We start from the raw sequence: 22,863 nt of genomic DNA, 5'->3' as shown, positions 1-22,863 counted from the left end.
GGATTCTTTTTAAGACTCATCGTCACGTTCGACTCAATTTCACTTTACTTACTGCTTCACTCTGCTTTTCGGGGCCTTCATCAGCACCCTGAAGCGAGGCGGCCATTTTAGTGATTTAAACGTTGCTGTCAAGCGTCTTTTTCAAGATTTTTGAGCGCTTCGTTTTCTCACCCGGTTTGCCAGCTAAACTCGTTTAACACAGCACCCGTGGCATGGCGCGCATTATAGGGAGTTTTAACGAGGCTGCAAGCAGAGTTTATAGAAAACTTCGGGTTTTTAGATCGTTCGCAGAAAAATGCAGCGAAAAGCGCTTTTTTAGAACATTTACTGCATAATAACGCAGCACTGGAGGAAATGATGACGATAAGAGCTTATAAAGGTGTATTGCCGACCCTGGCAGAAGGCGTTTATGTGGATGAGTCAAGCGTACTGGTTGGCGATATCGTGTTGGCTAACGATGTCAGTATCTGGCCCTTAGTTGTTGCGCGGGGGGATGTTAACTATATTCGGATTGGTGCCCGCACTAATGTGCAGGACGGTTCAGTATTACATTTATCCAGGCCTAGCAACGGCAAGCCGGAAGGTTCGCCGCTTATTATTGGTGAAGATGTTACCGTAGGCCATAAGGTGATGCTGCATGGCTGTACCCTGGGTAACCGCATCTTGATTGGGATGGGTGCTATCGTGATGGATGACGTTATTGTCGAAGATGATGTCATTATCGGTGCCGGTAGTTTAGTACCACCAGGTAAAAGACTACAAAGTGGTTATCTGTATGTAGGCAGCCCTGCGAAACAGGCACGTCCGCTTAATGATAGTGAGAAAGCCTTTTTAAAAGAATCTGCCAGCAATTATGTGCAACTAAAAAACGAGTACCTGACTGGCTAGCTCATACCAAGATTAATCGTTGCCGGTTAGCCAGATCTCACCGGCACTATTATATGTATCTGCAGCAATCGCGGCCTCTGCTACATCTTCCCAATAAAAGCTATCGGCCTGTACTTGCTGCAAAAAATCCGCGGCGCTCAGTGTCGCAGGTATCGGAATAAAGCAGCGGACTTTTAGTCCCGCCACCAGGCAACTAAAGCTGATAGCCGCTGCGTTGCTGGCAATCGCAAAGTCATTGTTGAAAATTAACTGTTGGTTCATCGCCCGAGCTCCGCGCTTAACGCCTGCAGTACCGGCGCAACCTCCGGTAGCTTGCCACGCCAAATTCGAAATGCTTCCGCTGCTTGCCCGACCAACATACCCAGGCCATCAGCAATCTTTGGTACGCCCTGCTGCTGACACCAAACTAAGAACGGGGTCGGCGTCTTACCGTACAACATATCATAAGCCAACTCACAGCAGGCCAGGTGCTGCGCAGCTATCTCAGGACGTGCACCGGTTAAACCGGATGAGGTGGCATTAATGATCAGTTGATACGCAAGGTCTGGGATCGCCGTTAAGGCACAAGCTATGACCTTTCCCGGGAAACTCGCTGCGATAGCTTGCGCTTTTTCGACTGTACGGTTGGCGAGGATCACCTCACTCGCACCGGCCGCCAATAGCGGACCTATTACACCACGACTGGCCCCACCGGCGCCCAGTAACAGCACCCGCTTTGCCTTTAGCGTTATGCCAAGCCGCTGCAGATCCGTCACCAGACCAATACCATCGGTATTATCGCCCCATAGTTGGCCACTTGCGTCAAAGTATAGAGTATTGACGGCACCGGCTGCGCTGGCTCTTGCGGTTAACTGTTCAGCCAGCTGAAATGCTTGTTCTTTAAAAGGCACGGTAACATTGCCGCCCTTTCCGCCAGCTGCCACAAAAGCGCGCCAGTGTTCGGCAAAGTCGTCGACTGGTGCTAGAATGGCCTCGTATTGCATCGACTCTGCCGTTTGCTGTGCGAACAGGCGGTGGATAAAGGGTGATTTTGAATGCCCTATCGGATTTCCAAACACAGCGTAACGGTCCACTTTATTTATGCCTTTTAAAAAGTTAGTCCAAATGTTCAGTAAAAAAACCTGCAATCAGGATAATACGGCACATCCGACACCCGGGCAAACCCCTTACCAGCTAATGGGAGGGGAAACGGCAGTGCGGGCGCTGGCAAATCGCTTTTACGATATTATGGCAACCGCACCGGAAGCCAAAGAGTTGTACGCCATCCACCCACTGCCGCTGGATGGTATCCGGCAAAAGTTTTTTGAGTTCTTATCCGGCTGGCTTGGCGGCCCGGCCCTGTTCGAGCAGAAATATGGCCATCCGCGGCTGCGTGCCCGCCACCTACCCTTTACAGTCAATCAGCAACTCAGAGATCAGTGGATGTTCTGTATGGAGCAGGCGTTAGATGAGGTGGTAGAAAACAAAATGCTGCGTGATGGTATTCGCCAGTCGATTGGGCAACTGGCGAGCCATATGATTAACTGTTAGTTGGTCAAAATTTGCAGCCAATCCTGCGGTTTTAAATAGCGTTCGTAGAGTAAGGCTTCCGGGCTGCCCGGCTCCGGCTGATAACCATATTGCCAACGTACCAGTGGCGGCATCGACATTAAAATCGACTCGGTACGGCCACCACTTTGTAAGCCAAACAGGGTGCCACGGTCATATACCAGATTAAATTCGACGTAACGGCCACGCCGGTATAGCTGGAACTGCCGCTCGCGCTCGCCATAGGGGATGTCTTTGCGCTTAGCCACTATAGGTAAGTAAGCCTGGCAGAACGCCTCGCCGACCGCTCGCATTAAGGCAAAGCTTTGCTCAAAACCCGGTGCATTAAGATCATCGAAAAATAAACCGCCAACACCACGGGTTTCACCACGATGTTTTAAATAAAAGTAGTCATCACACCATTTTTTATAGTTTGGATAGTAATCAGCCCCAAAGGGCTCCACAGCCTGTTTCGCCGTTTGATGCCAATGCACGACATCTTCTTCAAACGGATAATACGGCGTCAGGTCAAAGCCCCCGCCGAACCACCACACCGGCTCCGCGCCTTCCTTTTCGGCAATAAAAAACCTGACATTGGCATGCGTGGTTGGCAGATAAGGGTTATGCGGGTGGATCACCAAGGATACGCCGCAGGCATTGAAATTACGCCCTGCCAGCTCCGGTCGGTGCGCTGTGGCCGAGGCAGGCATCTGCGCGCCAAAGACGTGCGAGTAATTCACCCCTGCCTGCTCAAAAACCTGACCGCCAGTAAGAACCCGGCTGCGACCTCCGCCGCCTTCCGCGCGCTGCCAGGCATCTTCGACAAAGGCCGCACCACCGTCAGCCTGCTGTAATTGTTGGCAAATCTGATCCTGCAGCGCCATTAAGAATGCCTGCACCTGCGCTAACTGGGTTTGATAGGGTTGCATCAATACTCCTGACTGTCTGAGTCAGCGGGCTGCCTGGCAGCGCTGCTGTACTAAAAATTTTCTTCAGTTGCCGATGACGGGTATAATACCGCTTTACGGCCCGATGTTCATTACGTACAGAGAAGGAAACCACTATGCAGGTTGGTATTATCATGGGTTCAACGTCTGATTGGCCTACCATGAAACTCGCAGCAGATATGCTGGACCGGTTTGGTATTGCCTACGAAACCCGGGTGGTTTCCGCACACCGTACCCCACAGCTACTGGCAGAGTATGCCAGCTCAGCCGCCAGCCGGGGTTTAAAAGTGATTATTGCCGGTGCCGGCGGCGCGGCACACCTGCCGGGTATGGCCGCTGCTTTTACCAGCCTGCCGGTACTGGGTGTGCCGGTACAATCGAAAGCCTTAAAAGGCATTGATTCGCTGCTATCAATAGTCCAGATGCCCAAAGGTGTTGCAGTCGGCACCCTGGCCATCGGCGAAGCCGGTGCTGCCAATGCTGGCTTGCTAGCGGCGCAAATTCTTGCCACCTCAGACGCGGCCTTAATGCAGCAAATTGATGCCTTCCGCGCCGCCCAAACCGAAAGCGTATTAAGCCAAGCGGATCCAGCACAGGTTGCACTATGAAAGTATTAGTTTTAGGCGCCGGGCAGCTGGCCCGGATGATGGCGCTGGCCGGTGCGCCGCTGAATATCAGCATCAGTGCTTATGATGTGAATAGTGACAACATCGTGCATCCATTGACCCAGCAATTACTGGGTAACGGTTTGGCGCAAGCGCTGGCCGATGCCGATGTCGTAACGGCTGAATTTGAGCATATTCCACTGCCGGTGTTAGCACAATGCCAGCAAAGCGGTAAGTTTTTACCCGGTGCGCAGGCCATTCAGGTTGGCGGTGATCGCCGGCTGGAAAAAAGCCTGTTACAAACCGCGGGTGTCGCAACCAGTGCCTTTACTGTGATCAATAACGAAACGGACTTTAACGCCGCTATCGCGCAATTGGGTTTGCCACTGGTGTTTAAAAGTGCGCTGGCCGGCTACGATGGCAAGGGACAGTGGCGGTTAAAAGACGCGGCAGCCGCGCCGGCATTATGGCAAGAATTGGCGGCTTTCTTAGCAGCGGATCCCCAGCAGGCTATAGTTGCCGAGCAGTTTATTCGTTTTGACCGTGAAGTCTCACTGGTCGGTGCCCGTAACCGCCATGGCGAGATCAAGGTTTATCCTTTGACAGAGAACCACCATGTTAATGGCGTACTCAGTGTGTCGCTGGCTCGCCCGGTTGAAACCGCACTACAACAGCAAGCGGAACAAATGTTTACCGCCGTCGCCGAGCAGCTGGACTATGTTGGGGTGTTGGCTATCGAGTTCTTCGATGTACAGGGTAAGCTGCTGGTCAATGAACTGGCACCGCGGGTGCATAACTCCGGCCACTGGACACAGCAAGGCGCTGACTGCTGCCAGTTTGCGAATCATTTACGGGCTGTGTGTGGTTTGCCATTGGGCAGTACGGCTTTGATCCGGCCTACGCTGATGGTTAATATCCTTGGCGAAGATCAGGTCCCGAAAAGTATCCTCGAACTACCGGCGCTGGGCTTACACTGGTACGGTAAAACCAAGCGCGCCGGGCGTAAAATGGGACATATTAATTTATCTGCCAACAGCACCGCAGAGTTAAAGGCCCGCTTCGCCCAGCTGATTGACCTGCTACCCGCCGCCACCTTTCCCGAACTGGAACAGATGCTACAGCAGCTATAGCCGAGAGCACCAGATGGTGCTCTAGTCAGCCTTTGCCGGCTGCTTTTTCTGACAAGCTTTAGCGGCACAATACAGGCCGCTTTTCTTTTGCAGCAACAGTGGAAACTGACAGAACTGACAAGTTCCAAGCTGCGGCGCATCATTAACCAGAAAGCGGCAATCCGGATAACGGTTACAGCCCCAAAAGGTTTTACCAAACTTGCTCAGCCGCTCTGTTAACTGACCTTGCTGGCACTGCGGACAGGCAATGCTGCTACTGGCTGACGCTTCTTCGTGTACCACAAAATGACAATCCGGGTAACGGGTACAACCGATAAACATGCCATAACGGCCGTGCTTCACCGCCAGCGGTGCGGCACATTCAGGGCAGGGTTCATCCTGCAGGATCTTGACCACCGTATTATCATGCTGATGTAGTGGCTTCAGATAGTCGCAGGCCGGATAACTGCTGCAACCCAGAAAGGGGCCGCTTTTACCGGAGCGAATAACTAAAGGCTGCCCGCATTGCGGGCAGGGTTCGGCGTGCTGTGGTAACTGAAACAGCGGGTTATGATCAGACATCCGTCTATATGATCTCTAGATAAGCTTAAAGTGGTGCCTTAGCTCAATGCAGCGGGCCGTCCACTTCGTCAAAGATTAAATCTTCCATCTGGGCGTAGGCAGTTTCTTTACCTGGTACATTGAACAGCACCATCAGCACCACCCACTTTAAATCTTCCAGACTGATACTGGCAGCATCCAAATCCATCACCCGATCGATCACCATTTCCCGGGTGGTCGCATCCAGCACATTGATTTGCTCCAAAAACATCAGGAAACCCTGACCGGCAGTATCGATTTTCCGATATTCTTCTGCCGTATAGATACGGGTCGCAGTACTGACCGCCTTGGTCAGATAGGGCTTGATATGATTTTCCTGCAACGCTGACAGGCGATCCAGCCACTTCAGAGCGCGGAAAATATCATCATCGTGAAAACCGGCTTTACTGAGCTCTTTGGTCAGATCCGCATGGTTCACATAAACATCGGCTTCGTTGTGGATGTAATTTTCGAACAGATAAACGAGGATATCAAACATCTTCAGGCACTCCTCACTCTTATGTAACCACCGGGGACTACTGCTACCCTGCCTGCAAGTTCTAGTTGCAGCAAGGCAATGGATACGTCTGTTACTGACATGCCGGAGCGTTCTGCCAACTGATCAGTGGCAATAGGCTCATCTCCTACGTTAGCTAACAACTGCTGTTCAGACAAGCTGATTTCAGGATTTTTTTCCGTTTTGGCTAAACCGTTATCGGCAAACAGCGCCCGCTCTTCCAGGATATCGGCCACGCAGGTAACAAGTTTAGCGCCCTGTTGGATCAGATAATGGCAACCAGCGGCCTGGGTATTAAACAAAGCGCCCGGCACGGCAAAGACTTCGCGGTTGTACTGCACCGCCAGATGGGCACTGATTAAGGAACCACTGCGCAGCGCCGCCTCCACCACCAGGGTACCGGTACTTAGCCCGACGACAATGCGGTTACGCTGCGGAAAAAACTCTGCCCGGGCACGTACATCCGGAAAATACTCACTGACTAAGGCACCTTGCTGTACTATTCTGCCGGCCAGCGCCCGATTTCCTACCGGATAGATTTGCCGCAGGCCATGACCCAGCACCGCTATGGTCTTGCCACCCGCTTCCAGTGCTCCCAGATGACTCTCACTATCAATTCCCTGCGCCATGCCGCTGGTAATCACCATCCCCTGCGTACTGAGTTCAGCCGCAAACTGGCGGGCAATTTGCCGGCCACCCGGCGTCGGTGAGCGACTGCCGACCATCGCAATTTGTGCCTGTTGTAACAGCTCAGCATCGCCCTTCACAAAGAGCACAGCCGGTGGATGCGGCGTTTCTTTTAACAGCAGAGGATAACGGGGATCATCGAAGCAAAGTAAGTGATGCTGTGGGCTTTCAGCTTGCCACTGCAGCGCTTGTTCGACCCAGGGTTGGCTTTGATAACAAAGCAGCTGGGCTTGTTTCGCTGTTAAGCCCAGTTGTTGCAGGGTGCTGGCCGGCAGCCTGATTAAGGCTGCCAGTTCCAGATGTTGGCACAGCTGTCGAATGCGATGGCCATCTAAGCCATGTACAACGGCTGTGGCCAGCCAGTGTTGTAGCAGTTCCATTTTGTCGCATCATCCCTGAACTACCGTTTACAGGTTGGTAATAATGTCTCCAACCCGGATCGGTTTATCGGTTTGCGTCACCACAGCGAAACTGACGTTATCTGATGTTTTAAACACCATCAGCTCGCCCACTTTTTCTTTTGGCATCTTTAGCACTTCACCGCCAAAGTCGCGCATCACTTTTTGTAATCTGGAGGCATCCTCCAGATATACCGGCTTACCACTACCGTCAACCACAGTCGGCGATTGCCGGTAAATACCCAGCATATGGCCGGCACGCAGCGCGCTCTGGCCCAGATTCAGCACCACCACATCCATCCGCGCAAACTCCCGCAAATCTGACGAGCTGGCAATAATCTTGCCGCTGACCGCCTGCTCGGGTTTCGTCATCACAAACTGAGCCGGTAGGGCCTGCTGATCATAAGCCGGGATCACCTTATCCCCCTGCCGGATTTCGCGGGTCACCGACAACACCCGCATGGCAGCCGGTTCAAAACTTGTGCCCTCGCTGCCCGCCTGGCCTGATCGGAAAGCACGGGTAGTCGCAATCAAACGGGTTTCGTAACCCAGTACTTCGCCACTATCCGGGTCGACATAAGCACGGCCCGGCCGGTAAACTGCGTAGGCCGCACCCTCTACCAGTTCACCTTTCACATAAAGTGTATTGGTCTCATTGGCACTCTTCGCTGCCGAGTTGCTGCCAAGAATATAAGGCAAGGCATCGATTTGCTGTTGTGACATCGCCTGATCGTAACTGAGAAACGGCCGGATAATCCCCAGCGGTAAGGTAGCAATAGCGTCAGGGTTCTTGTGAATTGTCCGCCCCTGAGGTGTTAACCGCATAGCTCTTTTACTGCTAAGCCCCAAACGCGGCCGCCCTTCACTATCAAAGGTGAGAGACAACACGTCGCCGGGATAGATCAGGTGTGGATTATCCACCTGCGGATTCATTTGCCAGAGTTCTGGCCAACGCCAGGGTTGATTCAGATATAAACCCGAGATATCCCAGAGGGTATCTCCCGGCTTTACCACATAGGTTGCAGGCGCATCTGGGCGCACTTGCAATACATCCGCTGTTACCGCCGCAGAAAACCAGCATAACAAGGCCGCCAGTGTCAGTGTTATTTTTTTCAGCATGCCCGCATCCTTAACCCTATACTCATTTTTATTAATTACACGCTAAGCTGTTATTAAAGCGCAATAATGGCTAAAATTAAAACATACCACAGCGAACTAATTAAAGCATATTTTGTAGGTGTTATGGCAGTTTTAAAAGTATTACATTTTCCCGATGAGCGTTTACGCACCATTGCTAAGCCAGTGGCGGAAGTTAACGCCGAAATTCGTCAGCTGGTCAAAGACATGCTAGAGACCATGTATGACGAAAATGGCATTGGTCTGGCCGCAACTCAGGTTAACGTCCACCTGCGGGTGGTGGTGATTGATTTGTCGGAAGAGCGCAATCAACCGCAGGTCTTTATCAACCCGGAAATCATCGCCCATGATGGCGAGACCAGTTATGAAGAAGGCTGTTTATCGGTACCGCAGAACTATGCTTCGGTATCGCGGGCGAAAAATGTCACGGTAAAGGCGCAGGATATCGACGGTAACTGGTTTGAGTTACAAGCCGACGGCTTATTGGCGATCTGTTTGCAGCATGAACTGGATCATTTAATCGGTAAGCTGTTTATCGATTATTTGTCGCCGCTAAAACGTGATCGGATCCGCAAGAAACTGGAAAAAGAAGCCAAACTGGCTGAGCGCCACGCGCTTTAAACAGGATTTAATGTGACCACGCCTTTACGTATTATCTTTGCCGGTACGCCGGATTTTGCTGCCTGTCATTTACAGGCTTTATTAACTGGCCCACACCAGGTGGTGGCGGTTTATACCCAACCTGATCGCCCGGCGGGACGTGGCCAAAAGCTGCAGCCAAGCCCGGTCAAACAACTTGCTCTACAACATGATATTCCGGTTTATCAACCTAAATCGCTGAAAAAAGCTGCAGCGCAACAACAGCTGGCAGCAATAGACGCCGATTTGATGGTTGTCGTTGCCTACGGCCTGATCCTGCCTAAAGCGGTGTTAGACATGCCAAGACTGGGCTGTATTAACGTGCACGGTTCGTTATTACCGCGCTGGCGGGGTGCAGCGCCAATCCAGCGCGCACTCTGGGCTGGCGACAGTGAAACCGGCATCACCATTATGCAGATGGATGAAGGTTTAGATACCGGCGCTATGCTCAGCAAAGTCAGTTGCCCGATTTTAGCTACGGACACCAGCGCCAGCCTGTATCAAAAGTTGGCGCAGCTGGGGCCGCAAGCGCTGTTAGCCGCCGTGGCGGATTTACCGGCACTGCAACAGCAGGCCGAGGCACAAAATGAGCAACTGGCGAACTATGCCGAAAAACTCAGCAAAGATGAAGCCCGGCTCGACTTTAACAAAGACGCCGCCGCACTGGAGCGTGAAATACGCGCCTTTAATCCCTGGCCAGTCAGTTACCTGGAGCTGCCACAAGGCACGGTAAAGGTCTGGCAGGCTCAGGTCGCCAGCAGCCTGTCAGGACCAGTGGGTAGCATTTTAAAAGCCGATAAAACCGGCATCTATATTGGCTGTCAGCAGCAGGTGCTACAGATCACCCAGTTACAGCCACCGGGTAAAAAACCGATGAGTGCAGCTGATTTTCTGAATGGCCGGGCCGAGTGGCTGACCGTGGGCCAGCAATTATGAGTGCTCAGTTACGCGCCCTGGCAGCAGAGATCTGTTATCAGGTGATTGATCAGGGCAAGTCGTTATCCGATGCCCTGCCGAAAGGCCAGCAAAAACTGGCGTTTGCACCGGACAAAGCCCTGCTGCAGGAAATTTGTTTTGGCGTGATGCGCCAGCTACCGCAGCTGGAAACCGTCTGTCAGCAACTGATGGATAAGCCACTGATTAAACAGCTAAGGCCGCTACAGTTTCTGATCTATGTCGGCATCTATCAGCTCAAATTTTTACGCATCCCAGACCATGCCGCCATCAGCGAAACTGTAGAGGCGGCCAGATTATTAAAGGGTCAGAACCTGACCAAGCTGATTAATGCCGTGCTGCGTAATGTGCAGCGCAAGCCGGAGCTGTTTGATTTTAGCCAGGCCAGCAGCGCGGTGCAGTTTAACCATCCGGGCTGGCTGATCAGCGAGCTGCAACAAGCCTACCCACAGCAGTGGCAGGCGGTGTTAACGGCAAACCAGCAAAAGGCGCCACTGTGGCTTAGAGTTAACCAACAGCAAATCAGTGCCGCTGACTACCTGCAGGCATTACAACAGGCCGGTATCAGCGCCAGCCAGCCTTTTGCCTATTTGCCAGTGGCGATCAAGCTGGACCAGGCTTGTGATATCACCACCCTGCCAGGTTATGCCGCAGGCTGGTTTTCAGTACAGGACGCTGCGGCGCAGCATGCCGCGCTCTTTCTGGCGCCAGAGCCCGGTGAGCAGGTATTGGATGCCTGCAGTGCGCCCGGCGGTAAAAGCTGTCATTTGCTGGAGCAAACACCTGGCTTACAGCTAACAGCGCTGGATCGTGATGCCCAGCGTTTACAGCGGGTAACGGAAAATTTGCAGCGTTTGCAGCTGCAGGCACGGGTGGTAGCAGCCGATGTGCTGGATACCGCCAGTTGGTGGCAAGGTGAGTTATTTGACCGGATTTTACTGGATGTGCCCTGCTCTGCAACCGGGGTGATCCGCCGCCATCCGGATATCCGCTGGCTACGCAAAAAAACCGATATCGCGCCACTAACCGAATTACAGCAGCAGATCCTGCAGTGTGCCTGGCGCCTACTTAAACCCGGCGGCACCCTGCTCTATGCCACCTGTAGCGTGTTACCGGCCGAAAACAGCGCTCAGCTGACACAGTTTCTGGCGCAGCAAAACGACGCCAGCTTGCTGCCGTTGCCGGAACTGGGCAGCAGCAGCTGGCAGATTTTACCGGGAGAGCAGGATATGGACGGCTTTTTCTATGCCTTGCTACATAAAGCGGCCTAACAGAGTACCAGTATGAAAATTATCATTCTCGGCGCCGGACAAGTGGGTGCAACCCTGGCAGAAAACCTGGTGGGCGAGCAAAACGACATTACTATTGTCGATACCAACCTCGATAAGCTGCGGGCATTACAAGACCGCTTTGACTTACAGGTGGTGTTTGGTCATGGCTCGCATCCGGATATTTTACGTAAAGCCGGCGCTGAAGATGCGGATATGGTGGTTGCAGTAACCAGCAGCGATGAAGTGAATATCGTGGCCTGTCAGGTGGCATACAGTATGTTTAATACGCCGCTGAAAATTGCCCGCATCCGTACCAACCAGTATCTGAAATACCGCGATGAGCTGTTTCATAAAGACGATATGCCGGTAGACCACTTTATTGCGCCGGAAGCCCTGGTTACCAACTATATCCGCCGCCTGATTGACTATCCGGGCGCCCTGCAGGTGGTAGAGTTTGCTGAAGGCAAAGTCAGCCTGGTGGCAGTACGGGCTTATTATGGTGGCTTATTGGTCGGGCACGCCCTGTCGGCATTAAAAGAACATATGCCGCATATTGAAACCCGGGTAGCGGCCATTTATCGTCGCGGCACGGCGATTAAGCCTTTAGGCACCACCATTATCGAAGCCGACGACGAAGTGTTTTTCGTCGCGGCAACCAAACATATCCGGGCGGTGATGAGCGAGCTGCAAAAACTGGAGCGCAGCTACCGCCGCATTATGATTGCCGGCGGCGGCAATGTCGGCTTTGGTTTGGCACGGGCGCTGGAGAAAACCCACAGTGTGAAACTGATCGAGCGTGGCAAAGAACGGGCTGAATTTTTATCCAGCGGATTGGATAATACGGTGGTTTATGTTGGTGACGCCTCGGATCCCGAATTGCTGGAAGAAGAAAATATCGAGCAAATCGATGTCTTTATCGCGGTAACTAACGATGATGAAGCCAATATTATGTCGGCAATGTTGGCCAAGCGGATGGGTGCGCAGAAAACCATGGTGCTGATTAAACGTGGCGCCTATGTCGATCTGTTACAAGGTGGCGAAGTCGATATCGCCATCTCCCCGCAACAAGCCACCATCTCGGCACTGCTGACCCATATCCGCCGTGGCGATATTGTTAACGTTTACTCTCTGCGCCGTGGTGCTGCCGAAGCCATCGAGGCGATAGCGCATGGCGACAGCAGCACCAGTAAGGTTGTTGGCAAAACCATAGGCGAGATCCGGCTGCCGCCCGGTACAACGATCGGCGCCATAGTGCGTGGTGACGAGGTGTTGATCGCTCACGATAATACGCGGATTGAAACCGACGACCACATTATCCTGTTTATGGTGGATAAAAAGCATATCGTTGAAGTGGAAAAGCTATTCCAGGTCAGCGCTATCTTTATTTAGGGTGTCTAATCTTTCCAAAATGCCGGCGTAAAGAGTACCAGCAAGGTAAAGATCTCCAGCCGGCCAAACACCATGGCAATAATCAGGATCCACTTGCTGGCATCCGGAATATTGCCAAAATGGGCCGCCACTTCACCCAGGCCTGGCCCCAGGTTATTCAGACAAGCCGCTGTAGCCGAAAAGGCGGTAATATTATCCAGCCCGGTAAAGATCAGCGCCAGCATAATCACCACAAATACCAGCGCATAAGCAGCAAAAAAGCCCCAAACCGCCTGTACAATACGATCTTCAACCGGCCGCCGGCCAAGTTTAATGGCATAGATAGCCCGTGGATGCACCAGCCGGTTTAACTCGCGCACCCCTTGCTTAAACAGCAGTAATACCCGAACCACCTTCATCCCGCCGCCGGTCGAACCGGCGCAGCCGCCGATAAAACTGGAGAAAATCAGTAAGATCGGTAAAAACAATGGCCAGGCAGCAAAGCCGTCGGTAGCAAAGCCTGCCGTGGTGGAAATCGACACTGCCTGAAAGGCGGCATGGTTCAGTGCTGTCAGAGCGTCCGGATAAACACTGGTGTGTAATAACACCAGAAAACAAATCAAAATCAGCGCCGCCTGAATGCCAAGAAAGGTTTTAAACTCCGGATCGCGGAAATAGGTCGTGACACTCTTACCTCGGATAGCAGCAAAGTGCAGCGGAAAGTTCACCGCACTGATCAACAGAAACACAATACAGATGGTATTAATCAAGCCACTGTCAAAATGACCAATGCTGGCGTCATAGGTTGAAAAGCCGCCGATAGCTACTGTTGAGAAAGCATGACAAATCGCATCAAACCAGGACATCCCCGCTACATAAAACGCCAACGCACAGGCCAACGTTAGCGCCAGGTAGATATACCACAGATGTTTGGCGGTATCGGCAATCCGCGGCGTCATCTTGTTATCTTTTACCGGCCCAGGCGTTTCCGCGCGGTACAGCTGCATACCACCGACACCTAACAGCGGCAGAATCGCAACCGCCAATACGATGATCCCCATACCACCTAACCATTGCAGCTGCTGCCGGTAGTAAAGAATTGCCTTTGGCAGTAGTTCAATGCCGGTTAATACCGTCGCACCGGTAGTCGTCAGGCCGGAAAAAGCCTCAAACATTGCCGAGGCCAGGTTCATATTGGGCCGCTCTGCCAGTACCAGCGGGATGCCCCCTACCGCACCCAGCACGATCCAGAACAACACCACGATCAGGAAGCCGTCACGGACCTTTAACTCAGCCCGATATTGCCGGTTTGGATACCAGATTAAAAAACCACTGAACAAACAGAGAATAAAAGACAGGATAAAGGGCACACCGGCACCATCCTGGTACCAGTATGCGACCAGTGCCGGCGGCACCATGGTGATGCTGAAAATGGCAATCAGCATCCCCAGGATCCGGATTATCGAACGATATTGCATAGGGTCCTTAATGCGCCCTTGCCACTGCTTATGGCAGCTGCAGCTCGCGGGTCATATTTTCATTACGTTCGCGATGGACAATAATATTGTCCTCAATCCGGATACCACCGTAAACACGGAATTGGTCAACCTTTTGCCAGTTGAGCTGTTTTGCCTCTGGTGTTGCCTGCAGATCGGCCAGCAACGACTCGATAAAATACAGCCCTGGCTCAATGGTAAACACCATTCCTGGCTCAATCAGGCGGGTACAACGTAAAAACGGATGCTCAGCCGGCGCCGCAACATGGGTGCCGCGCTCATCGGCCATAAAGCCACCGACATCATGCACCTGTAACCCCAAATGGTGCCCAACACCATGCGGGAAGAAAGTCCGGCTAATGGCAGTTTCAACAAGGCTGTCAACACTGCCGCGCACAAAATCAAAGTCCAATAACACCTGCGCCAGTAAACGGTGTGTCAACAGCTGTAGCTCAGTATATTTGATACCGGGTTTAATAGTATCAACCACCTGCAGATGCACGGTATTCACCGCCTTAATCAGCTCGGCAAATTCGTCTTGCCGGTTAAAGCTGTAGGTACGGGTAATATCCGCGGCATAGCCATGACAGGAAGCGCCGGCATCAATCAAAAACGACTTATGCTGCGCCGGCTTAGCACGCTCCAGTGCGGTGTAATGTAAAATGGCCGCATGTTCATTCAGGGCGATGATATTGCCGTAAGGCACTTCATTTTCGCCCTGACCTACTGCTGAGAGATAGGCCAGCTGGATCTCAAATTCACTGCCACCAGCGTAAAAGGCATCAGCGGCAGCGCGGTGCCCGGCTACGGCCAGTCGGTTTGCTTCGCGCATCGAAGCCAGCTCATAAGCCGTTTTATAGGCCCGATGATAATGCAGATAGTTTAGTACCGGCTCCGGGTTAATTTCGGTAAAACCCAAAGCGCGGGCTACTTCCAGATACTCCCCGATATAAGCCAAGCGGGCCTTATCATAAGGCAGCAAACTTTCTACCATATTGGCTTTTTCCAGCAGCTGAATATCAAAGTATTCAGCCCAGAAATCTGTCGGTACCGGCGGTACCTTATGCCAGAAATCCTTTGGCCGGTAAAAAATCAGTTTCGGCTTATTAACGCCGTCTACCAACAACCAGCAATGCGGATTATCAACCACCGGCAACCAGGCTTTAAAATGCGGATTGACCTGAAACGGATAGTCCATATCGTCCAGAAACTTACGCTTGGCCTGGCCAGAATGAATAACCAGCGCATCCAGATTTTCGCGCGCCAGCACGTTTCGGGTCCGTTGCTGCAGTTCCTGCACATGCGCCTGATACAGTTGAGGATAATTCGGGTTCATAAATACCTTATGCATTGCTGTAAAGGGAAAACCGATAATAGCATCATTTAGCTGTGCTCCCAATCTGCATGGCGACTAACGGCAGGAACACATCGTTCGGTTCATTTAAACGAATATTATAGATCTGATAATACGCCATTACCGCCTTCACATACTCGCGGGTTTCACGAAACGGAATGGTTTCTACCCAGACATCGACCGGCACGGCCCGGTCACGCGGGATCCACTGTCTGACCCGGCTGTAGCCAGCATTATAAGCTGCCGTGGCCATAATCAGGTTGCCGTCGTTACGGCGCATCAGGTAGTTCAGATAGTCAGTACCAAAATCAATATTGGTGACCGGGTTATACAGCTGGCTCACCTGTACTTTCTTTTTGGCAATATAATTGGCCGTATCCGGCATAATTTGCATAAGACCACGGGCACCAACCGGCGAGTTCGCATCCGGCATAAAGGAACTCTCGCGGCGGGCAATGGCCATGGCCCAGCCGGAGTCCACCTGCGCATTCTTGGCAAAGCGTTGAATTTCTTCTTTAAAGGCCAGAGGGAACCGCAGCTCCACATCATCCCAGTAACCGGCATCGGCCAGTGTAAAAATGGCCCTTTCATGCCACTCTATGTCATTGGCTAACTTGGCCGCCGCCAGTTTCTGCTGGCCATTGGCAGAGCGCTGCAAGAAATTCCACTCCCGCCGCGCTTCGGTTAAACGGCCCAGCGCCAACCATTCCTTGGCCCGTTGTACTGCCGGATGCTGTTGGATCAAAGTTAAATCCTCTGCACTCACGGGTACCGGGTTATGCGCCAGACTGGGCGGCAACCCCAGCTTGGCTGCGGCCATAAAACCATAAAAATGCCGCCGCTGTGCTAACTCACGGAAGATACTGTCGGCTTCAGCCTGCTTACCCTGCTCTTCCAGCGCCCGGGCCCGCCAGTAACGCCAGTTAATATCCGCGGCCAGCTCCGCTGGAAAATTCTCAATCACCTGCTGTACCCGAGGCCAATCCAGCTCACGCAGGGCATGCCCAACCTGCCACTGCGCCAGGGTGCTATCCAATTGTTCCGGTGCGAGTTTGCGCATCCAGTCCGTTGCCCGGCTATCGCCGCGGTGCGCCAGGGCAATCGCAAACTGGCGCTGCACGTCCAACCGCTGCGCTGCAGTGAAATAAGGGTCACTGGTGAAACGCTGCCAGGTTTGTAATGCTAAATCAGGCGAGCGCCATACCAGACGTTTTAAACCGTAGGTCAGAATATCGCGCTCCACTACGTGACGGCCGGGGAAAAAACGTGGCCGGCTGATCACCTGCGGGTCCTGACGAACCTGCTGCCACAGATCAGCCAGATATTGCCGGTCGGCCGGTAACAGGGTTTTCAGATAACGGATCAGGCCAACGTCGCCACCATCTGCGGCTAGCTGGATGCGGCGCAGCACAATTTCCGGCTGTAATTGTCCGGCCTGACGCCACTGGCTGAATAAAGGGTCGCAGGCTTTAGGTTGTGACTTACCTACAGTCCAGAGTGACGTCGTTTCCTGCCAGATGGCGGTCTTGGCGGCAGGCTCGGCTTTCAGGCGTTGTAACAGGGCAATGCAGCTCAGTTCTGCATCATTCGAGCCGGGAAAATGCTGTAAAAAACGCTCGGCCTGCTGGCTATTTGCTAAACTCATCAACCAGGGTCGGCGTAACGGCCAATCCAGCGGCGAACCCTGATGCTGTTGCAAAAAACCAGCTATCTCATCGTGGGCACTAAGGCGTCGCTGCAACCAGCGCTGTTGCAGGTAGGGACGTAACGGATAATCGCTTAATTCGGTCAGCCAGCTTTCAATCTGGGGTACCGGCGCCGATCCCAGCTGCCGCTCGGCCTGTAAAAACAGCTGGCGCTGCTGTTGCAGCACAGCAAGATCCGCGGTGCTGGCCAATAACCAGCCCGGTAGCAGGGTACAACATAAAACAAGCAGGCGTTTCACAACAAGGCTCCAAAATGCTAACTAACTATCGGATGAGAAAATAGGTAGGGTCCTTCAGACTTTGCACCTATCCGGAATTCAAACACCTGTTTAAATAACTATTGATATTTTCATTAAAGCACGACACACTGGATGGGATAACCTCATCGTACCAGTTGCGAATAACCCTATATAGCAAACGCGACCAAGGAGCATATTTATGATTTACCAAAGTAACAGCATCCAGGTGGAGTATCTGAAACCTGGCATTGCCAGGTTTACGTTTAACGCCCAAGGTTCGGTCAACAAATTTGATCAACAGACGCTGGCCGATTGTAAGGCAGCGCTGGCCAAGCTGCACGCGGATCCTGAATTAAAAGGCGTGCTGTTTGTCAGCGGCAAAGACAACTTTATTGTCGGCGCCGATATTACCGAGTTCTTACCCGTATTCGAGCGTCCGGAAGCCGAACTGGTTCCCTGGATTAAAACCGCTTCTGATGTGTTTGATTACTGTGAAGATTTACCTGTGCCTTCGGTGGTCGCGATTAAAGGTTTTGCACTGGGCGGTGGCTGTGAGTGGACCCTGGCCTGTGATTATCGGGTGGCGGATACCACAACCCGTATCGGTTTACCGGAAGTCAAACTGGGCTTGATGCCAGGTTTCGGCGGTACTGTGCGTTTACCGCGCATTATCGGTGCCGATAATGCGATGGAGTGGATCACCACCGGCAAAGAGCGCGGCGCAGAGCAAGCACAGAAAGAAGGCTTAATTGATGCGGTGGTGGCACCGGAAAAACTGGAAGCGGCAGCCCTGAGCATGCTGGAAGATGCCATCGCCGGCAAGCTGAACTGGCAGAAAAAGCGTGCGGTGAAACTGCAACCGCTGAAACTTAACAAGACCGAAGCCACCATGAGCTTTAACACCGCCAAAGGTATGGTGTTCGCTACCGCCGGTAAACACTACCCGGCACCCATGGTAGCCGTGCAGACTATTGAAGCTGCTGCAACTTTAGGCCGTGACGCCGCCGTCGCACTGGAAAACAGCGGCTTTGCCAAACTGGCAAAAACCGATGCCGCAACAGCGCAAATTGGTCTGTTCCTGAATGATCAGGTGATTAAGGGGAAAGCCAAAAAAGCCGCAAAAGTCGCAACCAAGGCGGTGAAAAAAGCGGCTGTACTGGGTGCCGGCATTATGGGTGGCGGCATTGCCTACCAATCCGCGTTAAAGGGTGTACCGGTAGTGATGAAAGACATTGCCGATAAAGCGCTGGAATTGGGGATGGGCGAAGCCACCAAGCTGCTGGCCAAACAGGTGGAGCGCAACAAGCTGGATGCAGTCGGTATGGCGAAAGTGATCTCTGCTATTACACCGACATTAAGCAACGAGCAGGTGAAAGGCGTCGATATCGTGGTGGAAGCCGTGGTCGAAAACCCGAAAATCAAGGGCGCAGTATTAAAAGAGGTTGAAGCCTTGCTGGCCGATGATGCCATCCTGACATCAAATACCTCAACCATCTCAATCAATCAGCTGGCAGCGAATCTGAGCCGGCCACAGAATTTCTGTGGTATGCACTTCTTTAACCCGGTACCGAAGATGCCACTGGTAGAGGTGATCCGCGGTAAAGACACCAGTGAAGAAACCGTAGCCGCTGTCGTCGCTTACGCGGCGAAAATGGGCAAGTCACCGATCGTCGTTAACAATTGTCCGGGCTTCTTTGTCAACCGGGTACTGTTCCCCTACTTCGCCGGTTTTAGCAAACTGGTGTTAGACGGCGCCGACTTCGCTCAGGTTGATAAGGTGATGGAAAAGCAGTTTGGCTGGCCGATGGGCCCGGCGTATCTGCTGGACGTCGTCGGTTTAGATACCGCTTATCACTGCACGGACGTGATGGCAGCCGGCTTCCCAACCCGGATGGCCAAACTGGACAATGATCCTGTTGCCGCCATGTATCAGGCTAACCGTTACGGTCAGAAAAATGGCCTCGGTTTCTATGCTTACAGCAAAGATGCCAAAGGCAAGCCGAAAAAGGATATTGATGCCGCCAGCCTTAACTTACTGTCCGGTATTGCTGCCGCCAAACAGGACTTCAGTGCCGAGGACATTATTGCCCGCCTGATGGTACCCATGATTAATGAAACAATCCGCTGTCTGGAAGAAGGCATTGTTGCCAGTGCGGCCGAAGCGGATATGGGTCTGGTTTATGGCCTGGGCTTCCCTCCGTTCCGTGGTGGTCCACTGCGTTATGTCGATACCCTGGGTCTGGCTAACTTTGTCGCACTGGCCGACAAGTACGCCCACCTGGGCGAGATTTACCAGGTAACCGAACAAACCCGCGCCATGGCCGCTAATGGCCAGCGTTTCTTCCCGGTTTAAGCGCAGGAGCAGCAGAATATGAAAAACGCCGTTATTGTAGATTGTATCCGTACCCCGATGGGCCGCTCTAAAGCTGGCATGTACCGCAATGTTCGCGCTGAACAGCTGTCAGCCCATGTTATGGCCAGCCTGCTGGAGCGCAACCCGGCTTTAAACCCGGCAGATATTGATGATGTGATCTGGGGCTGTGTGCAGCAAACGCTGGAACAAGGCTTTAATATCGCCCGCAATGCTTCTTTACTGGCGGGTATCCCGCACTCAGTACCGGGTGTCACCGTAAACCGCCTCTGCGGCTCTTCAATGCAGGCATTGCATGATGCCGTGCGCGCCATCCAAACCGGTATGGGTGAGGTCTATCTGATTGGTGGCGTCGAGCATATGGGTCATGTACCAATGAACCACGGCGTCGACTTCCACCCTGGCTTAGCCACCTCAGTGGCCAAGGCCGCCGGTATGATGGGCCTGACCGCCGAATTACTGGGCAAGCTGCATGGCATCAGCCGGCAGCAGCAGGATGAGTTTGGTGCCCGCTCGCATCGCCTGGCGCACGAAGCCACCCTGCAGGGCCGCTTTAAAAATGAAATTATTCCGACTGAAGGCCATGACGCCGATGGCGTACTGCGCCTGTTCGATTACGACGAAGTGATCCGCCCGGAAACCACGGTTGAAGCACTAAGCCAGCTGCGGCCGGTATTTGACCCGGCTAACGGTACTGTGACCGCAGGCACCTCTTCCGCCTTATCCGATGGCGCCTCAGGTATGCTGGTGATGAGCGAAGACAAAGCGAAGGCGCTCGGTTTACCGATCCGCGCTTATGTCCGTGGTATGGGTGTGGCTGGTTGTGATCCGTCTATTATGGGTTATGGCCCGGTGCCAGCCTCGAAGAAAGCGTTAAAGGCTGCCGGTATCAGCATTGCCGATATCGATTATGCCGAGCTGAACGAAGCCTTCGCGGCACAAGCCTTGCCGGTTATGAAAGACCTGGGTCTGCTGGAAGTAGCTGAGCAGAAAGTGAACCTGAACGGTGGCGCCATTGCTTTAGGCCACCCACTGGGCTGCTCCGGCTCACGCATCAGCACCACGCTGATTAATGTGATGGAAGCTAAGGGCGGTAAGTTTGGCCTGGCAACCATGTGTATCGGCTTAGGCCAGGGTATCGCTACGGTGTTTGAACGGCCATAAGCTGGCAGCAAAGCTGCGAATCGCGTAAAATAGGGGCCGTTTTTACGGCCCTTATTTACTAAATATATGGGGTCAGAGTACTCTGACCCCATTTTTGCGGAGCAGAGATGAGACAGTTATTTAGCAGCGCAAATCACACCCTTGATGCCTTAGGTATGCGCTGCCCCGAGCCGGTAATGATGATACGGCTGCAAATCCGTAAAATGCAGTTGGGTGAAACCTTATTAATTATTGCCGACGATCCGGCCACCACCCGTGATATTCCTGCCTTTTGCCGTTTTATGGATCATGAGTTAGTGGGCAGCGATACCACTGAACTGCCGTATCGGTATCTGGTAAAGAAAGTGAGTGCCTAACAAACTCCGGACTGCCTGTAAAACGCCATGACAATAGCCGCTTCGGTTTAAACCGGAGCGGATTTATTAACACGTTCTTTTGCTAATCTAGCCCCCCTGCAGCAAAGCTTTCACCACGGCTTCCGCTACATCCGCAATACGGCATTGCTGCTGCATTGCACTTTGCTGTAACTGGCGATAGGCCTGTTCTTCGCTGAGTTTTTTATACTGCATCAGCAGCAGCTTGGCGCGGTCGATCCGTTTTTGCTCGGTAATAGCGCGGCGGGCGTCACATAACTCCGCCTGGATCTGGCGGATATGCTGCGCCTGCTCCGACAACAGCTGATAAAACGAGCGGCCGGGTGCCGTGATGCCGTGCTCGTTGGTCGTTTGCGGTACAACCGAGGCGCCATATAAACCCGGCATGCTGGGATCGATTAATAAAGTTAAACCTGAACCGGCTGGCAAGGCAGTCAGCTCGGTTAGCTTATGCCGGTGCTGCTGCAACTGCTGTTGAGCGGCAGTTACAGTAGCAGCGGTGAGTTGCTGCAAATCAGCTGTCAGCAATGCCATTAACTGGTGCATCGCGTCCATACGATCGGTAGCAAACTGATACCAAAGATCACTGACTGCCGGCACCAGCGTTGCCGTGCCCGGTAGCTGCTGCAGCATAGTTCTCAGTTGTTGCAGCTGTTTAGCTGCGGCGCTTTGCTCCAGCTGTTGCCACTGCTGCTGTTGTGCGCTGCTGGCAAATTCCAGAAAAACAGCAGCGCTGTGTTGCTGGGCCTGTTGCAGTAATAATAAACGCTCAGCCAGCTCTGTACTTACCTTACCGGAGGCAAACCCCATAGCACCCCATGCCCTTTCCTGGCCGGCATATTCTTTGGTTTGCAGTAGGTTAAACAAGGCAACCAGTACGCGGGTAATGCTGGCGTCACAGGCCAGATCAGCCGACTCCAACACCACCGCCAGCCAGGCGGCAATCAAGCGGCTATAGGCTTCGGTGGCTTGTAAGGGGGTTATTTTTTGCTGGTGTATTTGTTCGCGCAGTTCCGCCAGATGATCCATGCCCTGCAATGCCAGTGCAATACCGCTGAGTAAACGGCTGCTGTTACACGGCTGCGGTGCGTGTAAATACTGCTGCTCAAGTGCTGTGCGTAATTGCAGCTCTGCGCTGGTGCTGTGCTGCAATTGCTGCTGGCGTTGGCGGGCAAACAGCTCACAGCCTGAAGCGAGAAAAATATTGCTGATGCCCCGCTCGCGCTGCAGCTGATGCACCAGTTCGCTAATGCTGGTTACCAGCTGACAGTTAGCCGAAAGCTGTAACAGGGCTTTTATTTCTGCCTGTTTTGCAGCCAGCAAAAACTGTGCGGTCGAAGGGTTCATACATTACACAATAGAATGGTCAGTGCTAAGTTCTAGCAATGCCTGTTCCATACCCGCTTTTTGCCTGTGCCAGCTACTGCCAGCCTTGCGTTTCAGCCTGCATAAGCGCTAGCTAATAACAACACCAATACCGGCAAGCGCCCCAAATCAGTGCAAAAAATGCGC

Annotated in this window: 22 protein-coding genes and 1 pseudogene; 11 read left to right on the top strand and 12 right to left on the bottom strand. The window is 52.8% G+C overall.

What is annotated here, in order from left to right; all coding sequences use genetic code 11:
• Nucleotides 1-357: 357 nt before the first annotated feature.
• Nucleotides 358-888 carry a gamma carbonic anhydrase family protein gene (locus tag AJE_RS09255; RefSeq protein WP_008950634.1) on the top strand — a complete coding sequence of 177 codons (531 nt, stop codon included), beginning with the start codon at nt 358-360 and terminating at the stop codon, nt 886-888.
• Nucleotides 889-900: 12 nt separating this feature from the next.
• On the opposite strand, the gene AJE_RS09250 is transcribed toward AJE_RS09255, so the two are convergent.
• The gene (locus tag AJE_RS09250) at nt 901-1,149 is read right to left on the bottom strand and encodes a DUF1488 family protein (protein WP_008950633.1); all 249 of its coding nucleotides are present in this window, start codon (nt 1,147-1,149) and stop codon (nt 901-903) included.
• The gene (gene aroE / locus AJE_RS09245) at nt 1,146-1,961 is read right to left on the bottom strand and encodes a shikimate dehydrogenase (protein ID WP_008950632.1); all 816 of its coding nucleotides are present in this window, start codon (nt 1,959-1,961) and stop codon (nt 1,146-1,148) included. The genes AJE_RS09250 and aroE overlap by 4 nt, the downstream gene beginning before the upstream one ends.
• 31 nt (nt 1,962-1,992) lie before the next feature.
• Here aroE and AJE_RS09240 point away from each other — a divergent pair, with 31 nt between their 5' ends.
• Nucleotides 1,993-2,418, top strand: coding sequence for a group II truncated hemoglobin (locus AJE_RS09240; protein ID WP_039928430.1), 426 nt, complete (start codon nt 1,993-1,995; stop codon nt 2,416-2,418).
• On the opposite strand, the gene hemF is transcribed toward AJE_RS09240, so the two are convergent.
• Nucleotides 2,415-3,344 (bottom strand): oxygen-dependent coproporphyrinogen oxidase, encoded by a 930-nt coding sequence (hemF, locus tag AJE_RS09235; protein WP_008950630.1) that lies wholly within the window; start codon nt 3,342-3,344, stop codon nt 2,415-2,417. The two genes, AJE_RS09240 and hemF, sit on opposite strands and share 4 nt — an antisense overlap.
• Before the next feature lie 134 nt (nt 3,345-3,478).
• Between hemF and purE the strand changes: the two genes are divergently transcribed.
• A complete protein-coding gene (gene purE / locus AJE_RS09230) occupies nt 3,479-3,970 on the top strand; it encodes a 5-(carboxyamino)imidazole ribonucleotide mutase (RefSeq protein ID WP_008950629.1) in 492 nt (163 codons plus the stop codon).
• Nucleotides 3,967-5,097: a 5-(carboxyamino)imidazole ribonucleotide synthase gene (locus tag AJE_RS09225; protein ID WP_008950628.1), complete on the top strand. Its 1,131-nt coding sequence runs from the start codon at nt 3,967-3,969 to the stop codon at nt 5,095-5,097. The genes purE and AJE_RS09225 overlap by 4 nt, the downstream gene beginning before the upstream one ends.
• 21 nt (nt 5,098-5,118) lie before the next feature.
• Here AJE_RS09225 and AJE_RS19015 read toward each other — a convergent pair whose 3' ends face one another.
• The 5 genes and pseudogenes from AJE_RS19015 to AJE_RS09205 all read right to left on the bottom strand — a co-directional run bounded on the left by AJE_RS19015 (nt 5,119) and on the right by AJE_RS09205 (nt 8,397).
• Complete coding sequence (locus AJE_RS19015) at nt 5,119-5,304, bottom strand: hypothetical protein (protein ID WP_420167173.1); 186 nt, start codon at nt 5,302-5,304, stop codon at nt 5,119-5,121.
• Nucleotides 5,305-5,379: 75 nt separating this feature from the next.
• Nucleotides 5,380-5,658, bottom strand: a pseudogene (locus AJE_RS19010) (DNA topoisomerase family protein); the annotation flags it as partial.
• Nucleotides 5,659-5,701: 43 nt separating this feature from the next.
• Nucleotides 5,702-6,175: a DUF494 family protein gene (locus AJE_RS09215; RefSeq protein WP_008606152.1), complete on the bottom strand. Its 474-nt coding sequence runs from the start codon at nt 6,173-6,175 to the stop codon at nt 5,702-5,704.
• 2 nt (nt 6,176-6,177) lie between these two features.
• Nucleotides 6,178-7,260, bottom strand: coding sequence for a DNA-processing protein DprA (gene dprA, locus AJE_RS09210; protein ID WP_008950626.1), 1,083 nt, complete (start codon nt 7,258-7,260; stop codon nt 6,178-6,180).
• Between the two features lie 27 nt (nt 7,261-7,287).
• Complete coding sequence (locus tag AJE_RS09205) at nt 7,288-8,397, bottom strand: LysM peptidoglycan-binding domain-containing protein (RefSeq protein WP_008950625.1); 1,110 nt, start codon at nt 8,395-8,397, stop codon at nt 7,288-7,290.
• Nucleotides 8,398-8,520: 123 nt separating this feature from the next.
• Here AJE_RS09205 and def point away from each other — a divergent pair, with 123 nt between their 5' ends.
• From def to trkA, 4 genes are read left to right on the top strand one after another with little or no spacing between them, the layout of a single operon-like run.
• A complete protein-coding gene (def, locus tag AJE_RS09200; protein WP_008606155.1) occupies nt 8,521-9,036 on the top strand; it encodes a peptide deformylase in 516 nt (171 codons plus the stop codon).
• Between the two features lie 12 nt (nt 9,037-9,048).
• Nucleotides 9,049-9,990: a methionyl-tRNA formyltransferase gene (gene fmt / locus AJE_RS09195; protein ID WP_008950624.1), complete on the top strand. Its 942-nt coding sequence runs from the start codon at nt 9,049-9,051 to the stop codon at nt 9,988-9,990.
• Nucleotides 9,987-11,279 (top strand): 16S rRNA (cytosine(967)-C(5))-methyltransferase RsmB, encoded by a 1,293-nt coding sequence (gene rsmB / locus AJE_RS09190; RefSeq protein ID WP_008950623.1) that lies wholly within the window; start codon nt 9,987-9,989, stop codon nt 11,277-11,279. The genes fmt and rsmB overlap by 4 nt, the downstream gene beginning before the upstream one ends.
• 12 nt (nt 11,280-11,291) lie before the next feature.
• Complete coding sequence (trkA, locus tag AJE_RS09185) at nt 11,292-12,668, top strand: Trk system potassium transporter TrkA (RefSeq protein WP_008950622.1); 1,377 nt, start codon at nt 11,292-11,294, stop codon at nt 12,666-12,668.
• A gap of 5 nt (nt 12,669-12,673) precedes the next feature.
• Here the strand turns inward: trkA and AJE_RS09180 are convergent, their stop codons facing one another.
• Genes AJE_RS09180 through AJE_RS09170 form a run of 3 tightly spaced genes read right to left on the bottom strand, consistent with a single transcriptional unit; the run spans nt 12,674 to nt 17,442 of the window.
• Nucleotides 12,674-14,125: a TrkH family potassium uptake protein gene (locus tag AJE_RS09180; protein ID WP_008950621.1), complete on the bottom strand. Its 1,452-nt coding sequence runs from the start codon at nt 14,123-14,125 to the stop codon at nt 12,674-12,676.
• Nucleotides 14,126-14,153: 28 nt separating this feature from the next.
• Nucleotides 14,154-15,479, bottom strand: coding sequence for a Xaa-Pro dipeptidase (pepQ, locus tag AJE_RS09175; RefSeq protein ID WP_008950620.1), 1,326 nt, complete (start codon nt 15,477-15,479; stop codon nt 14,154-14,156).
• A gap of 43 nt (nt 15,480-15,522) precedes the next feature.
• Nucleotides 15,523-17,442, bottom strand: a complete 1,920-nt coding sequence (locus tag AJE_RS09170) for a transglycosylase SLT domain-containing protein (protein WP_008950619.1) — start codon at nt 17,440-17,442, stop codon at nt 15,523-15,525.
• 199 nt (nt 17,443-17,641) lie between these two features.
• Between AJE_RS09170 and fadB the strand changes: the two genes are divergently transcribed.
• From fadB to tusA, 3 genes are all read left to right on the top strand, one after another.
• Entirely contained in the window at nt 17,642-19,795 is a 2,154-nt protein-coding gene (gene fadB / locus AJE_RS09165) for a fatty acid oxidation complex subunit alpha FadB (RefSeq protein ID WP_008950618.1), read from the top strand.
• 18 nt (nt 19,796-19,813) lie between these two features.
• Nucleotides 19,814-20,977 carry an acetyl-CoA C-acyltransferase FadA gene (gene fadA, locus AJE_RS09160; RefSeq protein ID WP_008950617.1) on the top strand — a complete coding sequence of 388 codons (1,164 nt, stop codon included), beginning with the start codon at nt 19,814-19,816 and terminating at the stop codon, nt 20,975-20,977.
• Nucleotides 20,978-21,084: 107 nt separating this feature from the next.
• Nucleotides 21,085-21,333, top strand: a complete 249-nt coding sequence (gene tusA, locus AJE_RS09155) for a sulfurtransferase TusA (protein WP_008606167.1) — start codon at nt 21,085-21,087, stop codon at nt 21,331-21,333.
• An 87-nt stretch (nt 21,334-21,420) separates the two neighbouring features.
• On the opposite strand, the gene AJE_RS09150 is transcribed toward tusA, so the two are convergent.
• The gene (locus AJE_RS09150; RefSeq protein ID WP_008950616.1) at nt 21,421-22,698 is read right to left on the bottom strand and encodes a nitrate regulatory protein; all 1,278 of its coding nucleotides are present in this window, start codon (nt 22,696-22,698) and stop codon (nt 21,421-21,423) included.
• Nucleotides 22,699-22,863 lie beyond the last annotated feature (165 nt).

Source organism: Alishewanella jeotgali KCTC 22429 (genome assembly GCF_000245735.1).
GTDB classification, from domain to species: Bacteria; Pseudomonadota; Gammaproteobacteria; order Enterobacterales; family Alteromonadaceae; genus Alishewanella; species Alishewanella jeotgali.
This window is presented reverse-complemented; position numbering and strand designations above follow the sequence as displayed.

What these genes read in the sequence shown, in the direction of transcription:
- rsmB (WP_008950623.1), top strand. Translation starts at nt 9,987, where the DNA reads ATGAGTGCTCAGTTACGCGCCCTGGCAGCAGAGATCTGTTATCAGGTG.
- fadB (WP_008950618.1), top strand. Translation starts at nt 17,642, where the DNA reads ATGATTTACCAAAGTAACAGCATCCAGGTGGAGTATCTGAAACCTGGC.
- trkA (WP_008950622.1), top strand. Translation starts at nt 11,292, where the DNA reads ATGAAAATTATCATTCTCGGCGCCGGACAAGTGGGTGCAACCCTGGCA.
- AJE_RS09180 (WP_008950621.1), bottom strand. Translation starts at nt 14,125, where the DNA reads ATGCAATATCGTTCGATAATCCGGATCCTGGGGATGCTGATTGCCATT.
- AJE_RS09215 (WP_008606152.1), bottom strand. Translation starts at nt 6,175, where the DNA reads ATGTTTGATATCCTCGTTTATCTGTTCGAAAATTACATCCACAACGAA.
- purE (WP_008950629.1), top strand. Translation starts at nt 3,479, where the DNA reads ATGCAGGTTGGTATTATCATGGGTTCAACGTCTGATTGGCCTACCATG.
- AJE_RS09255 (WP_008950634.1), top strand. Translation starts at nt 358, where the DNA reads ATGACGATAAGAGCTTATAAAGGTGTATTGCCGACCCTGGCAGAAGGC.
- def (WP_008606155.1), top strand. Translation starts at nt 8,521, where the DNA reads ATGGCAGTTTTAAAAGTATTACATTTTCCCGATGAGCGTTTACGCACC.
- AJE_RS09150 (WP_008950616.1), bottom strand. Translation starts at nt 22,698, where the DNA reads ATGAACCCTTCGACCGCACAGTTTTTGCTGGCTGCAAAACAGGCAGAA.
- AJE_RS09250 (WP_008950633.1), bottom strand. Translation starts at nt 1,149, where the DNA reads ATGAACCAACAGTTAATTTTCAACAATGACTTTGCGATTGCCAGCAAC.
- tusA (WP_008606167.1), top strand. Translation starts at nt 21,085, where the DNA reads ATGAGACAGTTATTTAGCAGCGCAAATCACACCCTTGATGCCTTAGGT.
- dprA (WP_008950626.1), bottom strand. Translation starts at nt 7,260, where the DNA reads ATGGAACTGCTACAACACTGGCTGGCCACAGCCGTTGTACATGGCTTA.
- fadA (WP_008950617.1), top strand. Translation starts at nt 19,814, where the DNA reads ATGAAAAACGCCGTTATTGTAGATTGTATCCGTACCCCGATGGGCCGC.
- pepQ (WP_008950620.1), bottom strand. Translation starts at nt 15,479, where the DNA reads ATGAACCCGAATTATCCTCAACTGTATCAGGCGCATGTGCAGGAACTG.
- hemF (WP_008950630.1), bottom strand. Translation starts at nt 3,344, where the DNA reads ATGCAACCCTATCAAACCCAGTTAGCGCAGGTGCAGGCATTCTTAATG.
- AJE_RS09225 (WP_008950628.1), top strand. Translation starts at nt 3,967, where the DNA reads ATGAAAGTATTAGTTTTAGGCGCCGGGCAGCTGGCCCGGATGATGGCG.
- AJE_RS09205 (WP_008950625.1), bottom strand. Translation starts at nt 8,397, where the DNA reads ATGCTGAAAAAAATAACACTGACACTGGCGGCCTTGTTATGCTGGTTT.
- AJE_RS09240 (WP_039928430.1), top strand. Translation starts at nt 1,993, where the DNA reads ATGTTCAGTAAAAAAACCTGCAATCAGGATAATACGGCACATCCGACA.